The organism is Paenibacillus hebaui, assembly GCF_051934385.1.
In the GTDB taxonomy this organism is placed as follows: Bacteria; Bacillota; Bacilli; order Paenibacillales; family Paenibacillaceae; genus Paenibacillus.
In genome coordinates, this window is record NZ_CP196836.1 from 2,032,925 (window position 1) to 2,047,562 (window position 14,638).

Below are 14,638 nucleotides of genomic sequence, written 5' to 3' on the forward strand. Positions count from 1 at the left end.
AGCCATGTTACGAAAAATAAAAGCATATCGCTCATTGCCACGAGAAGTACGTGGATTGATATGGGAAGCCTACATCCATCTTGGATGGGCGCGAATACTTAAGGCGATGCCTTTTGCCAAGATTGCCCCGGGCCTGGGTACCTCAATGCACGAAACGCCGATGATGGGGCTCCAGCGTAGTGAGGTGAAGACCGTACGAAACGTCTCCAAAGCCATATTATCGGCCAGCAGATACACGTTGTGGGAAAGTCGCTGTCTTGTGATGGCAATCGCTGCGATGAAGATGCTGGAACGTCGTAAAATCGACAGCACGCTTTATATGGGAACTGCGCGGAATGAACAAGGACAAATGATGGCTCATGCCTGGCTGCGAAGTGGGAAATTGATCGTGACCGGAGCAGATACTATGGACCAATATACGGTTGTCGGCGTGTTTGGCAAACGGTGTCCAGAGAAGGGATCTGGGGAGATTGTCTATGACACATGAATTCGAACGTTATACAACAGGTTTTCCGCAGGAACTGAAGCTGATTTTGAACATGATTAGAAGCGACCTGACAGATTTACCTCGTGAGGACGTGGAAAAGCTGGTGCAGGGTACAGACTGGCAACTCTTTTTGCAGCTAGCCTATCATCATCGCTTGTACTCTGTTCTCTATCTGAAAATTAAAGATCTGGATTCCGCTATTATCCCTGCGGCTGTTGTGGATAACCTGAGGCAGCAATATACGGCCAATACGTTCCGCATGTTACATCTGACGGCTGAAATGGAGCAGGTATGTGGTGCCTTCCGTGAACGGGGAATTCGTAATATTACGCTGAAAGGACCTGCGCTAGCTCATGATCTCTACGGAGATATCTCCTTGCGGACATCAAAAGATCTGGACATCCTCATTCCATTCAATGATGTGGAGTCCGCCGAGCAGATCCTCGAAACGCTTGGCTATGAACCCAAGGAAGGCAAGCGAACAGCCACAGTTCGTAGCTGGAAATGGCGGGAGCATCATATCTGTTACATACACCCGGTCAAAAGGACTCAAGTGGAAATCCACTGGCGGCTTAATCCGGATTCCGGAAGAGAGACCGATTTCGAGTTACTATGGAAACGAAGCCGATTCAGCACCTACACCCAGACGCCTGTCCGTATGCTGGAAAGGGAAGACCTATGGGCTTACTTGGTGACTCACGGAGCAAGGCATGGATGGTTCAGACTGCGGTGGCTGCTGGATATCGACCAGATGATTCGCTCCATGCCGTTGGACGTGAAGAAAATGGAGCGACGCCTGAAATCAGAAGGAAGGTTATCCATCGGTTCACAAGCTCTTCGTCTCGCCTCGATATTGCTGGATACCCCGTTAGATCAGGACTACCTTGCCTTGATGGCGTCCCACGAACGTGCAGGAAAGAGCTTAGCCGGACAGGGTCTACTATTCATGAATGAGATGATTGAGAGTCCTGCAGATCTGAAGAGTTATCGTTCTTATCTGTTTGCACTCCGAAGTACCAAGCAGAAGCTGTTTTTCTTCATTGAACGTTTATATCCAAGTACCTGGGATGTAGATCAATTTCCGCTTCCACGATCATTGTATTTTTTGTATTTTCCATTACGTCCGTTTCTCTGGTTCTGGCGGCGCATAAGAAGGAACACGATGACGGAGAGGGGATAACGTATGTTTTTGGAAATGCGATTCTTTATGCGGAAGCTGCATCATGTAACGGGTCCGATATTATATTGGAACTTGCTGGGTATGATATGCATCAGTCTCATGGAAGGCATCGGCATATATATGCTTGTTCCGATGTTAAGTCTCATTGGTATATTTCAAATGGGTTCAACAGGTTTAAATTTGCCCTGGGTTTCAGAAGTGTTAAATCGTTTTCCTGAAAATGGCCGCCTGTTGCTGGTGCTGTTGACCTTTGTAGTGATTGTCTCCGGACAGGCTTGGCTCCAGCGTCTCCAGACGATTCGGAACACCCGAATCCAGCAGCAATTTGTTCGAACGCTGCGCATGGAAACCTATCGTGCCATCATTATGGCACAATGGTCTTTTTTTCTCCAAAAACGAAAATCCGATTTTAATCATATATTAACGACCGAACTTGCGCGAGTTAGTCAGGGAACGAATATTATGCTGCAAATGGCGGCTTCCTTGATCTTCACGGGAATTCAGGTTGGTCTGGCTTTCTGGTTGTCCGCCAAGTTAACCGCCCTTGTACTGGTCTGCGGATTGGTATTATTTGTTGTTTTGAGAAAATTCGTCAAGCAGGCAAAACATATTGGAGATCAAACGTCCGAATATTCTCAAAGTTATTATAACGGCATCACAGAGCATTTTAACGGAATTAAGGACATTAAGAGCAACATGCTCGAAAAGTCACATATCAACTGGTTTGAGCGCATTTGTGGACGAATTGAACGTAACGTGATTCAGTTTAGTCAGCTAAACAGTGGTACACAACTGATTCATCGGGTCTCGGCAGCTGTCATTATTGCTGCGTTTATCTATTTATCCCTTCGTGTGCTCGCTGTGCCTCCAGCAAGCTTGCTGCTTATTATTCTTATTTTCTCCCGGCTGTGGCCAAGATTCACGTCCATTCAGTCCAATCTGGAGTATATGAGCTCCATGCTGCCCGCGTTTCAGATTGTGAGACAGTTGCAGATGGAGACCGAAAATAGCCGTGAAATTAGTGATACGGTTAACAATACCTCAGGAACGTATGAGCAGAACTTCATGGTTTCAGGTCCACGTTCGGTCAGAAGTAAGGCAAATGCAGATCTGGACGAACAGGGGGCTGCTGGTCCCATCGAACCACTGGTGCTGAAGGAGTCCATTGAGTGCCAACATGTTAATTACCGCTATGAAGGCAGTGATACCTACTCGCTGCTCGAAGTATGTGCATCGATCCCGGCCAAGGGAATGACAGCCATTGTAGGTAAGTCCGGTGCGGGGAAGAGCACCATGATGGATCTGATCATGGGACTTGTCCGTCCGGAGAGTGGACAGATTATCATTGACGGTGTGCCTTTGTCAGAGGATCGATTGCTGGCCTGGAGAAGTTCAATAGGGTATGTCTCTCAGGACCCTTTCCTGTTTCATACGAGCATTCGTGAGAATTTGCGTCTGGTTGATCCGGATGCGAGTGAAGAACAAATGTGGCAAGCGTTACAGTTCTCTTCTTCCGCCACATTTGTCCGCAAACTTCCGCAAGGATTGGATACCGTTATCGGTGATCGAGGCATCCGTTTATCGGGTGGCGAGCGTCAGCGCTTGGTGCTTGCCCGGGCTATGCTCCGTAATCCATCTGTGTTGGTGTTGGATGAGGCGACGAGTGCCCTGGACAGTGAGAACGAACAGTACATCCATGAGGCTTTGGAACGTCTGAAAGGACATGTCACTATTATTGTGATAGCCCATCGGCTATCGACCATTCGTACAGCTGACCGGGTTATTGTATTGGATGAAGGGCGGGTTATCCAACAAGGTGGATATCAGCAGTTGTCTACAGACCCCGTAGGAACGTTCAGCAAACTGCTGAATATGCAGGCGGGTGTCGTGGGGCAGTGAAGTGAACTAACACACTTGAGATAAAGTCATAAGTCTACAGTCATAAGTCAGTATCATGATTCAGTGATTCATTCAGAAATTCTCACGCAGCAAAGAGGCGCACCATTGAGGCTGCGCCTTTCATTTATTATAAGAGGTGGTCCATATTCTCAGCGAATGGTTTAGTGAAAGATTGCGTTGCTGACCGAATGCGGCAGCTGAAGAGCCCCTGTACGTTCCAGATGCTGAACAATTTCATGCACGGCTTCTTCAAGGGAGAGCTGTTCGGTATCAATAATGAGCGAAGGGTTTTCTGGAATATCGTAGGGTGCTGAAACACCTGTGAAATGTGGTATGTCACCACTCCGGGCTTTTTTGTATAATCCCTTCGGATCACGCCGCTCACACTCTTCAATCGAACATTGTACATATATTTCAATGAAATCATCAGGGTCAAACAATTGTTTAACCATCTCCCGATCCTGTGCATGAGGAGAAATGAAGGCAGAAAGAACAAACAAACCGGCATCCACCATCAACTTGGATACTTCACCAATCCGGCGCAAATTTTCTTGCCGATCCTCGGCTGTGAAGCCCAGATCCCGATTCAGTCCATGACGTACATTATCCCCATCGAGGACATAACTGTGAACCCCTTTTTCATACAAATACTGCTCCAGGGCAAATGCAAGCGAGGATTTTCCTGCACCGGATAAACCGGTGAACCATAGGGCCCGGCTGCGATGACCGTGATGTTTCTCCCTATCCTGCCTATTCAAGTTGGATTGCTGCCAGGTAATGTTACGTTCTTCCTTCGACATGGATTTCCGCCTCTTCCTGTTCAAGATATGTATAATATTTTAACATATTTACAAGTTTATAGCACCTTCTGAATTTGACGGAATTTAGCGTGAATCCACGACATTTCGGGTATATATGTAGTATATACATATGCAGGAGGAAGACCATATGAACAATAAAATACACAATATACAAGTTTCTTTCCAGTGCGCAGATTGCGAACAGGATATTCAAGTGAGCTTTGCTCAAGAGCAGATAAGTGGGGTTCGCTGTTCATTATGTGACAAAGCATATACATTGTTGAAGCCAACCATTGGCGACGAAATCTTGCTCGATTGGGAGCGGGAGGCATTGTATCAAAAAATACGGGCAGATCGGTCCGAACATGATAACCATAATATGTCTGCCTTAATTATTAAAGTCATTGAACTGCTGACCTGGAGGGATAGTGGTGACGGGCAGACTCGTGCCATTGAAACGGTCAGAGAGTGGCTGGTTTCCAGTGGGCAACCCCAAACACTACTGGAATTGCTTCATCAACCCCAGCGGGAAAACAAGTTTGAACAATGAAATGGGTAGCATGGATAAACATGGATTCATGTGTATGATGTAGTGTGTGATGGGATATTTACATACATTATCTGTTCCTGTGGCATATTACCTGAAGGTGTTCGTGAGAGGAAACGAAAAACCGAATTTTCAGGAACAGGAGCGGATTACAATGAAGCGAATGGTTCTTTACATGTTGCTGGCTATATTGTCATTTGGTATATTACCGGCACAAACTGAAGCGTCGCCGGTTACTGGCGCTTATCATTTTGGCTTCAAAAAAAGCCAGAATGGGCAGTTACCCTCCATTGATCAGGAAGGCTTCAAGCAGATTTTGCAGCATAACGATGCTATTTTCCTGGGGGATACAAAACAGAAAGAGCTGTATCTCACGTTTGATAATGGATATGAGAATGGGTTTACTCCAGCTATTTTGGATGTTCTGCGTGCCAAGAAAGTACCGGCTGCTTTCTTTGTGACGGGCCATTATCTGAAAGATCAACCTGAGCTGGTCAAACGAATGGCAGCAGAAGGACATATAGTGGGCAATCATTCCTGGAGCCATCCGGATATGACCCGAGTCTCTAATGACAAGCTGAGAACAGAGCTTGATCAGGTGCGTTCCGAGGTGAATCGGTTGACTGGACAACAAGCGGCCTTTTTGCGGCCGCCACGCGGGATTTTCAACAACCGGACTCTTGCGGAGAGCCATGCTCAAGGGTACGTGAATGTGTTCTGGTCCGTTGCTTATAAAGATTGGGATACGAAAGTGCAGCGTGGGGCAGAATATGCGCGTCAGCAAGTCCTCAAACAGCTGCATCCAGGAGCGGTTATTTTGCTTCATTCCGTATCCAAAGACAATACGGAGGCTCTCGGCTCCATTATTGATGAAGCACGCAAACAGGGTTATGTATTCAAAAACCTGAATGATCTAAAAACAAAAAGCTATTAATATGTTTACAAAAGAAAAAGGGCATCCTGAGCTATTGTAGCTTGGGATGCCCTTTTTCTTTTGATTTTGTAAGAGTTTGCCAATGTTAATCGGATACTTATGACTTATGGGGAAAACCTGCTGATCCGTAACAGTAGCCTTTTTATAGTACGGTGTTATAAATGATGCCGATCGTTTTGGGGCCACAATGGCTACATACTACACAACCCGCAGTAGTCAATTCAACTCGTGCACCTGTCTGTTCCTGTAGAGACTTCTGCAAAACAAGTGCATCTTCTTCAGCCAAGGTATGAACTACAATAACGAGATCCGGGTCAATCTGCTCTTTATGGCTAAGTGTGTTTTGCAGCATTTGTTCCAGGGCTTTTTCCCGTTTGCCACGGACTTTGTACGCTGGCGCCATCTTGCCATCCGTTACCCGAATGACAGGGCGGATTTTCAGCAGACTGCCAATCAGGTTTTGCATGCCAGAGCAGCGCCCGCCTTTGTGCAAATACTCCAGGGTATCAATGACAAATTCAGTACGTACATTCGGTTTGAGGGCTTCAACGAGATGTGTAATTTCAGTCAGATTCTGCCCTTTTTCCGCAGCATGTACGGCCTTCATCACCATCAGGGCGATCCCGGATGAGAGATTTTTGGAATCGACAACAGAGATCCGTCCTTCTGGAAACTCGGAAGTGGCTAATCTCACGTTTTGATAAGTTGAAGAAAGTTCAGAGGACAAACTGATATATAAGATGTTATCTCCAGAGTCTATATAGGGTTGAAATGCCGTTATGAAATCAGCAGGGGACGGTGCAGCCGTTTTGGGGAGACGGCCGTCCTTGCTGACACGTTCGTATAGCTGCTCTGGCGTAATCTCAACACCGTCTTTCAGTGATTCCTCACCGAATACCACATATAAAGGTATGATGCCGATATCGTGCTGCTGGATCCATGCTGGAGCCAGATCACTGGTGCTGTCCGTGAAAATTTTGATTCGTGACATGTCTATCTCCTTTGGATACGAGAATTTGGTTGTAAGAATATTTACATGATGAAGATGCCTACAATAATAAGCCCTGCAAAGGCCAAAATCATGATTCCATTAAGTATGGTCCCAATGATGGAGAAGACTTTCTTCCGGTTTTTGAGAACAAGACCAATGACGCCGAGAATGGTTCCTGCCAGATTGAGCACCAGACAGACCAGAGTAGACAGTGAAGCCAGGGCGACAGCTGGATGTAATGCGATCTCTTCCAGTTGGATCGGCGTGGTCATGACGCCAACTGAACTGTTTACAGCCATTGTGGCAATGAAGAAAGTCAGCATGTAACCGACAAGGGAGACCAACCCGATTACAAAACTCGCGATACCGGGACCAGAATGTTTCAGTCGACCCAGGGATGGATCCTCCGGTACAGGTGGGTATGGTGTGAACATGTCGTTATTATGGGGATCTGAATGATTCGTGCTGGAACCCGAATGATAGGAATTGAAGTTATTCTGGTTATTTTGATTATCCATAAATGTAATAAACCTCCCCTAATCATGGCTCATGAGTGTAATTAACCTCATCTGGATGTGTTGCTTCTCATGAAGAGAACGATTGCATATCTGTTTACTTTTCCATAATTATCGATAAAAATCAAGGTTAGACGCCTGTTTTCGTCAACTTTGGGGCAAAAGGCAAGTAAATTATATATATCGAGACATATGAATGCTTCCCGTCCTGCGTAGCTTGCTGGTAAACGCGGCAAGTATTCGCTAAAATAAGGGTGGAGAGATGAGTAAGGGAGAGAATGCAAATGCAACGGAAATGGATGATGCTGGGTGCTATACTTACTATGTTATCTGTGGCTATAGGTGCGTTCGGTGCACATATGCTCAAGGGAACTATAAGCGCAGATGCCATAGCTGTGTATGAAACCGGAGTACAGTACCACATGATACATGCGATTGCTCTGCTGATCATTGGCTTGACGGCAGGCCAGCTTGGGATGTCTACCAAGCTCAAGTGGGCAGCACGTCTGCTTTTAATCGGAATTATCATATTCTCGGGCAGTCTGTATGTACTTAGTATTTCAGGGATTAAAGTGTTGGGAGCCATTACGCCAATCGGTGGGGTAGCTTTTATTGCTGGATGGTTGTTATTCGCACTAGACGTGTGGCAACGGGGAAAAGATCGCTCTTGAAGGATATACAGTGCTACATAAACAAAGCTATTCGCAAATTAAGATGTGTTAGCTACGTGTTACATGAATGAACCTGAAAAAGCAACTTGCGTGGGAATGGTATGAGAATTCCCCGTAAGTTGCTTTTAGTTTGAATGGTCATTGAATCAAAGAAACTCATCGATTTCATTGGTTCGGAAGGTATACACTTGTTTTTCATCTACGTGATAGACGCTTACAACATTATTATCCCGATCAAAATTCAAAATGCGGCATGGAATGCTCTGATGTTTACCGTTCTTATTATTCACAACAATTCGTGTAAGACGATTCTCTTTGATAAGGGTGTCGATCCACGCGTCGAATGAATTTCCAGTGGTAACAGGGGTGACCGTAGGTGATTCGGGAGAAGTTTCCTTCTGGGTAGCCGATGTTTCTTGCTGATTCTGTGGTTTGGCTGGAATAGGTGTGGTCGTCGTTTGAGTCGGTGTAGACGTCTTCTGTCCTGCATTGGATTGTGTTTTTTTTCGTTCGTTGTGGAGTGTGACGAAGGAGTCTTTTTTGGACTGAAGTGTCACTTCGATAATTTTGCCAAGCTCTATGCCGGATTGAATCCGAAAGTCTGCAATTTGTTCCTCTTTGTTAATGAACTCCAACAGGGACTGCAGTGCCAATGCATTCGAGCGGCTCTTAATAAGAATATCGACATTGAATAAAAAGCCGATTTCTTCTTCGTTGGATAAGGTTTCTTTCATTCATCCCAGCCCCGTTTAAAGATATGTCAGCGATTAAACGCTTCAATACACTATATCATTAAAAGGGTAAAAATCATAGTACTAGGGACGCAGTAAATGAGGGCTAACTTCCGATTTCCAGCAAACAAAAATGCATTTCTACAGCTTTTCCGCAGGTGTCCACACGGTAAACCGGAATGAGGCATACAATTATCGTGACCTGTGGAAGAGGAGGTGGATCGGGAAATTATGGTGACGATGGAGCCGATTGTGGTTGGAGAACATGTTTTGGTTGGGGTAGAAGTGAAGCTGCCCAAAACGACATTACTAACAATTAATACATCCAAAGGATATATCATGTGCGGAGCACTCGACGTAGGATTACTTAATGAGAAGCTTGGAGATCGCAAAATTATTGCAGCTCGGGCGGTTGGTGTGCGCACATTGGAACAGTTGCTGCATGCACCTATGGAGTCGGTAACAACGGAAGCGGAAGCCATGGGCATTACGGTTGGCATGACGGGTGTAGAAGCATTGCTGAAGATGATCTGAGTCCATGGATGACTACGAATAATTATGGATGTCAGTCCTTTTGTTTTAATCGAGTTCCGCAAAAACAGTAAATATCTCAACGTTTCTTAACTCTACATCTACACAAATAAAAAAGGGCTCCCAATTGGAACAATTGGGAAGCCCTTCTTTACATGAATCCTGGCATTTCTATATTAAACAGTATATTCACTGATTAAACTTCTTCCTTCGCAAACAGCGCAGCCAGATTCTCTTTGAAAGGGGCGCGAATGACACCTTTTTCCGTAATGATGGCTGTTACATATTCATTAGGCGTGACGTCAAATGCCGGATTGTATACTTTCACACCTTGCGGTGCTGTACGTTTGCCAAATCCTTCAGTCACTTCCTCCGCAGCACGTTCCTCAATCGGGATAAGGTCCCCGGATGGTGTGGACAAGTCGATGGTCGACAATGGGCTGGCTACATAGAACGGAATATTGTGTGCCTTGGCAAGCACGGCAACGCTGTATGTTCCAATTTTGTTAGCCACATCCCCGTTGGCAGCAACACGGTCTGTACCGACGATTACAGCCTGAATCCACCCTTTGGACATCACCATACCTGCCATATTGTCGCAGATCAGCGTAACGTCTATGCCAGCCTGTTGCAGCTCAAATGCCGTGAGGCGTGCACCTTGAAGGACAGGACGAGTTTCGTCGGCGAATACTTTAAGATGGATGCCACGCTCATGAGCCAGATACATCGGTGCAGTCGCTGTCCCGTATTTGGCTGTTGCCAGTCCGCCTGCGTTACAGTGCGTGAGTACACCCATGCCATCTTCGAACAAAGGAAGAGCGTTTTCACCGATCATGCGGCAAACTTCCTCGTCCTCCTTCTGGATCAGGAGAGCCTCAGCTTCGAGAGCAGCATTGCTGTCGTCAATGTTGGCGCCGGATTCAGCGAGCTCACTTGCTTTTTGCATCATACGGTCCAATGCCCAGAACAGGTTCACAGCAGTTGGTCGCGAAGTGGCAAGATGAGCACAGATCGATTTCACATGATCCAGCCAGCCTTGAATAGCAAGTCCGTCATACGATTTGGCACCCAGTACTACACCAAAGGCAGCAGCGATTCCGATGGCAGGAGCACCGCGTACTTTCATCGAGTGAATGGACTCCCATACTTCCTCGGGCGTGTATAGCTTCAGCATCAGAATGGTTTCAGGCAGGAGACGCTGGTCGAGCATTTCAAGCTTGTCCTGTTTCCATATAAGGGAGGACAGAGGCTGATGTTTAGGGGTTGTCATGGGTGTTCCTCCGTTCCTTGAGTTAAGCCGTATGAGTTTCTTTAAGTGCGTGTTCAAAAAGTCTGTTTTTCAGTACCGAGAAGATGGAATGAAGCTAGAAATGGAGTAGCGGAGCGTAGGGGAAACTACGTGAGCAACGGACATTTCGGCTAAATTTCAACTTCGATGCTGATGATGCCGCTAGGCATGATTCGTAATCAAAAGCGGACTTTTTAAACAACCTCTATAAGTTAAGCTTTAATGGAAGTGACCGCAGTCGCTACGGTATCCAGCAACTCACCGATGGTATTCAGGTTGCGATTTCGTATGATGAGCGCTTTACCGATGGCCAGAGCTTTACGTTGAGCACATTCCCGTTCTGCTGCATCTTCAATCGTATCAATATCTGCGACATGAGCGAGGCCGACAATACGACGGACCATTTTAGCGCCCGCAAAGCCGGCAGAGTCTCTGAATAATTTTTGCATATAAAGGTCTTCGTATCCAGGCGCCTTAGCCATAGGATCAACCAGATCGGAAGTCCACAGGGCGCGGAAGCGGGATTCGAATTCATTCCATACGTCACGAACCATATCCAACAAGATCGTTTCACGCTCCCGAAGAGCGGTCTGATCCTGAATGCGACCTGGCAAGGAAGCGTAATGGAGAAGCAGGTTAGCAAGCACAGCGCCTACATCGAATCCCATCGGGCCATAATAGGCAAATTCCGGATCGATCACCTTTGTGGATTCAGGAGTAACAAAAATACTGCCGGTATGCAGATCACCGTGAAGCAGAGCTTGACCATGAGTCAGGAATTTTTCCCGTAGCAAGGCCACTTCAAGATGAAGTTCTCCATCCGTACGAAGTGCTTCGGCTTCGTCTTCAATTGAAGCATCATAATTATTTTTCTCGGCGATTCGGTAGGGTTCATCGAAGATCAGATCTTCCGTTATTTTGCACTGATCCGGATTAACGAATCTGCCTTGCTTTTCCTTCTTTAATTGCTGGTTCATACCCAGATCGGAGGTGAAAAATAATGTTCTTGCCATAAATTCCCCAATGTGTTGTGCAAAAAGAGGATAAGACCCGCCATCCATGAGGCCTTTACGCATAATCACATGATCACTCAAATCTTCCATCACGGTTAGGGCGAGGTCATCATCATAGTGGTACACTTCAGGTACCATTCCCGGACACAGCCGGTACTCTTCCTGAAGAATTTCCCGTTCAATTCGTGCACGTACCAGAGACAGCGGCCATGATTCTCCAACCACTTTCGCATAAGGAAGCGCCTGTTTGATAATGATACTTTTATCGGAGTTCAGATCCGTGATGTGGAATACCAAATTCAGATTGCCGTCGCCGATCTCACGACATTCCAGATTTGCATCTGCCCCAAACGGACCCGGTAATGTTTTGGCCAGTTCGATTGCTTCCTGGGGTGATAAAGGGTGATATTTGGACAAGGATGCCACCTCCATATATATGAAGAAACAGGAAAACCCACTTCTTTGCTTGGTATATGTCAGTATATCGGAAATGGCTGTGATTTTGTACCTTTTTTTGAGACAGGTCATGCCAGACTTGTTTCGAACTTCATGTGTAAGGGTAAAAATAAATAGGCCGGACGGTACACTGAAATACCGCCGACATGGCTCGCCGCATTTCAGCGGTGCCGAGATGTTAAATCTCTGTTATGCATGACAGGTTGAACCCTGGCAATGCATGATAGACTAATTTTATAATAAAAGGATGGGATTAATATGGCTACAAAAAACAAAACAGATCAAGCAAAATCGGTGGAACAAGTACTTAATCGTCAGGTGGCAAACCTGAACGTCCTGTACGTCAAAATCCATAATTATCACTGGTATGTAAAAGGTCCTAACTTTTTCACACTGCATGTGAAATTCGAAGAATTCTACAATGAAGTGACTGTACAAATGGATGAAATTGCTGAGCGTATTCTCACGCTTAAAGGCAGCCCTGTTGCTACAATGAAAGAATATTTGGAACTCTCCTCCATTCAGGAAGCGGCAGGTGGCGAAGATGCCAAAACGATGGTGCAGAACCTGATCGAGGACTTCGCTACACTTTCGAACGAATATCAGGAAGGTATCGAAGTAGCAGATGCTGCGGAAGACCAACCAACATCCGATATGCTGACAGGCTTCAAGGCAGATCTGGAGAAACATATGTGGATGCTTAGATCCTTCTTGGGCTGATCACACCCTTTGATAGCCAAGTCAGTCCATCGCCTTATGGATATAAAGTTGCTCCTTAATCCCTCATCAAGTTGTCAATAAGACGCCGAGCGTCTATACTGCTGACAAGACTGATTCCGGGAGGAGAACGTTTATGATAGGCACAACGATACCGGCATTAAAAGAATGGGCCTCCACAATCAAAGCTTTAGAAAATGGTCGCCAGATTATGGTGATGCGTAAAGGCGGGATTGTGGAGGAAACCAGACATTTTGAACTGAAAAGTCCAGCGTTCTATCTGTATCCGACTTATGAACATCAGCGTAAAGAACTGATAAAGTCCTCTGATCATTCCTATGTTGAGGATTCACTGGCCGAATGGGTGCCCGAAGCTTCGACCATCCGTGTTACGGCATATGCTGAGGTAACGCAGGATTTGGAGATCAGAGATCAGGAAATGCTGGATAAACTTCTTGACTTTCATATGTGGACAGCGGATTTTGCCGAAGACCGTCTTAAGTGGAAACGGAAAGATCCGCTCCATGTATTGATTTTACGTGTGTACCTTTTGAATGAACCGATGGAGATTCCAGTATTGTCTGAATATCATGGTTGCCGCTCATGGATTTCCATTCCGAATGGTCCGGTGCCGCGCGAAATGACGCCGGTGGTGGACGTTGCGGATTTTGACGAACAGGTACAGAAGATTAACAAAGCGCTCAAGATGTAATATTATTGATCAAAAGGACTTGTCCATGATATGGATAAGTCCTTTTTTGTAATAGAAACCGATTCGATAAAGGTGGATTTTTCGTGATTTTTCTCACTGTCTATTTCTGACGGAGATGTTTTCTCATTTGATTCAAACGGGCTTTTAAGATAGAATCAGGTAGAATAATGTTTCCTGTACGGGACAAGAGTTCTTAGGAAATGACTTGATTATCACTGAGAATCAGTTTAGAATTATTCTAAAGTGATTCTTGCTTTGGAGAAGTAGTACGGACTACAGGAGAAATTCAGGGGAAGCCCTGTTTAGATAATTAATAGGTGCTTTTTCGTTTTCGACAGTAAATATCAATTTAATCAATGGAGGGAAACAATACACATGGCTACGAATTTCGTCATTGAAGGTCTGAAAGCGACGATCGAAGGTAAGGAAATCCTGAAAGGCATCAACCTGGAAATGAAAGGTGGAGAAATCCACGCGATCATGGGACCGAACGGAACAGGTAAATCAACATTGGCTTCTGCATTGATGGGACATCCTAAATACGAAGTAACAGAGGGTACAGTAACACTTGACGGTGAAGATGTACTGGATATGGCAGTAGATGAGCGCGCGCGTGCAGGTCTATTCCTGGCTATGCAATACCCAAGTGAAATTGCGGGTGTAACGAACTCCGACTTCCTGCGCAGTGCTATCAATGCACGTCGTGAAGAAGGTAACGAGATCTCCCTGATCAAGTTCATTCGTCAAATGGAAGGTAAAATGAAAGAACTCGACATGAACCCTGAGTTTGCTCACCGTTACCTGAATGAAGGTTTCTCCGGTGGTGAGAAAAAACGTAACGAAATTCTGCAAATGATGCTGCTTGATCCAAAAATCGTAGTACTCGATGAAATTGACTCCGGTCTGGATATCGATGCTCTGAAAATTGTAGCAAACGGTGTAAATGCTATGAAGAGCGAAGAGCGCAGCTTCCTGATCATCACTCACTACCAACGCCTATTGAACTACATTACGCCTGACTATGTCCATGTAATGATGCAAGGACGTATCGTGAAGTCCGGCGGACCTGAACTGGCTCACCGTCTGGAAGCAGAAGGATATGACTGGGTTAAGGAAGAGTTGGGAATAACAGACGAAACTGTAGGCCAAGAAGCGTAAAGACAAAA

The 14,638-nt window shown here is 45.7% G+C and carries 16 protein-coding genes; 10 read left to right on the top strand and 6 right to left on the bottom strand.

The features are described from left to right. The first annotated feature begins 4 nt into the window (after positions 1–4). From ACR32F_RS09230 to ACR32F_RS09240, 3 genes are read left to right on the top strand one after another with little or no spacing between them, the layout of a single operon-like run. Positions 5–487: a lasso peptide biosynthesis B2 protein gene (locus tag ACR32F_RS09230; protein WP_440118213.1), complete on the top strand. Its 483-nt coding sequence runs from the start codon at positions 5–7 to the stop codon at positions 485–487. Then, positions 477–1,667, top strand: coding sequence for a nucleotidyltransferase domain-containing protein (locus ACR32F_RS09235; protein WP_440118215.1), 1,191 nt, complete (start codon positions 477–479; stop codon positions 1,665–1,667). The genes ACR32F_RS09230 and ACR32F_RS09235 overlap by 11 nt, the downstream gene beginning before the upstream one ends. Before the next feature lie 3 nt (positions 1,668–1,670). Then, entirely contained in the window at positions 1,671–3,566 is a 1,896-nt protein-coding gene (locus ACR32F_RS09240) for an ABC transporter ATP-binding protein (protein ID WP_440118217.1), read from the top strand. Between the two features lie 161 nt (positions 3,567–3,727). Here the strand turns inward: ACR32F_RS09240 and cysC are convergent, their stop codons facing one another. After that, positions 3,728–4,366 (bottom strand): adenylyl-sulfate kinase, encoded by a 639-nt coding sequence (cysC, locus tag ACR32F_RS09245; protein ID WP_440118219.1) that lies wholly within the window; start codon positions 4,364–4,366, stop codon positions 3,728–3,730. A 148-nt stretch (positions 4,367–4,514) separates the two neighbouring features. On the opposite strand from cysC, the gene ACR32F_RS09250 reads away from it, so the two are divergent. Beyond that, positions 4,515–4,916, top strand: coding sequence for a hypothetical protein (locus tag ACR32F_RS09250; RefSeq protein WP_440118221.1), 402 nt, complete (start codon positions 4,515–4,517; stop codon positions 4,914–4,916). A 151-nt stretch (positions 4,917–5,067) separates the two neighbouring features. Beyond that, a complete protein-coding gene (pdaA, locus tag ACR32F_RS09255; protein WP_440118223.1) occupies positions 5,068–5,847 on the top strand; it encodes a delta-lactam-biosynthetic de-N-acetylase in 780 nt (259 codons plus the stop codon). A gap of 142 nt (positions 5,848–5,989) precedes the next feature. Here pdaA and ACR32F_RS09260 read toward each other — a convergent pair whose 3' ends face one another. After that, positions 5,990–6,838 (bottom strand): DegV family protein, encoded by an 849-nt coding sequence (locus ACR32F_RS09260; RefSeq protein WP_440118225.1) that lies wholly within the window; start codon positions 6,836–6,838, stop codon positions 5,990–5,992. A 41-nt stretch (positions 6,839–6,879) separates the two neighbouring features. Continuing rightward, positions 6,880–7,356, bottom strand: coding sequence for a hypothetical protein (locus ACR32F_RS09265; RefSeq protein WP_440118227.1), 477 nt, complete (start codon positions 7,354–7,356; stop codon positions 6,880–6,882). 281 nt (positions 7,357–7,637) lie between these two features. On the opposite strand from ACR32F_RS09265, the gene ACR32F_RS09270 reads away from it, so the two are divergent. After that, the gene (locus ACR32F_RS09270; RefSeq protein WP_440118229.1) at positions 7,638–8,024 is read left to right on the top strand and encodes a DUF423 domain-containing protein; all 387 of its coding nucleotides are present in this window, start codon (positions 7,638–7,640) and stop codon (positions 8,022–8,024) included. 146 nt (positions 8,025–8,170) lie between these two features. On the opposite strand, the gene ACR32F_RS09275 is transcribed toward ACR32F_RS09270, so the two are convergent. After that, the gene (locus tag ACR32F_RS09275; RefSeq protein ID WP_440118231.1) at positions 8,171–8,758 is read right to left on the bottom strand and encodes a hypothetical protein; all 588 of its coding nucleotides are present in this window, start codon (positions 8,756–8,758) and stop codon (positions 8,171–8,173) included. A 228-nt stretch (positions 8,759–8,986) separates the two neighbouring features. On the opposite strand from ACR32F_RS09275, the gene ACR32F_RS09280 reads away from it, so the two are divergent. After that, positions 8,987–9,289 carry a YunC family protein gene (locus ACR32F_RS09280; protein ID WP_017689545.1) on the top strand — a complete coding sequence of 101 codons (303 nt, stop codon included), beginning with the start codon at positions 8,987–8,989 and terminating at the stop codon, positions 9,287–9,289. Between the two features lie 193 nt (positions 9,290–9,482). Here ACR32F_RS09280 and mtnA read toward each other — a convergent pair whose 3' ends face one another. Together mtnA and mtnK are read right to left on the bottom strand one after the other, a co-directional pair. Beyond that, complete coding sequence (gene mtnA / locus ACR32F_RS09285) at positions 9,483–10,556, bottom strand: S-methyl-5-thioribose-1-phosphate isomerase (RefSeq protein WP_440118233.1); 1,074 nt, start codon at positions 10,554–10,556, stop codon at positions 9,483–9,485. A 230-nt stretch (positions 10,557–10,786) separates the two neighbouring features. After that, on the bottom strand, positions 10,787–12,004 hold the full coding sequence (gene mtnK, locus ACR32F_RS09290; RefSeq protein WP_440118235.1) for an S-methyl-5-thioribose kinase: 1,218 nt from the start codon (positions 12,002–12,004) through the stop codon (positions 10,787–10,789). 297 nt (positions 12,005–12,301) lie between these two features. On the opposite strand from mtnK, the gene ACR32F_RS09295 reads away from it, so the two are divergent. The 3 genes from ACR32F_RS09295 to sufC all read left to right on the top strand — a co-directional run bounded on the left by ACR32F_RS09295 (position 12,302) and on the right by sufC (position 14,630). Further along, the gene (locus ACR32F_RS09295) at positions 12,302–12,763 is read left to right on the top strand and encodes a Dps family protein (RefSeq protein WP_215076835.1); all 462 of its coding nucleotides are present in this window, start codon (positions 12,302–12,304) and stop codon (positions 12,761–12,763) included. A gap of 133 nt (positions 12,764–12,896) precedes the next feature. Beyond that, entirely contained in the window at positions 12,897–13,472 is a 576-nt protein-coding gene (locus tag ACR32F_RS09300; protein ID WP_440118238.1) for a DUF1802 family protein, read from the top strand. 375 nt (positions 13,473–13,847) lie between these two features. Beyond that, positions 13,848–14,630 (top strand): Fe-S cluster assembly ATPase SufC, encoded by a 783-nt coding sequence (gene sufC / locus ACR32F_RS09305; RefSeq protein WP_440118240.1) that lies wholly within the window; start codon positions 13,848–13,850, stop codon positions 14,628–14,630. The last annotated feature ends 8 nt before the right edge of the window (positions 14,631–14,638 follow it).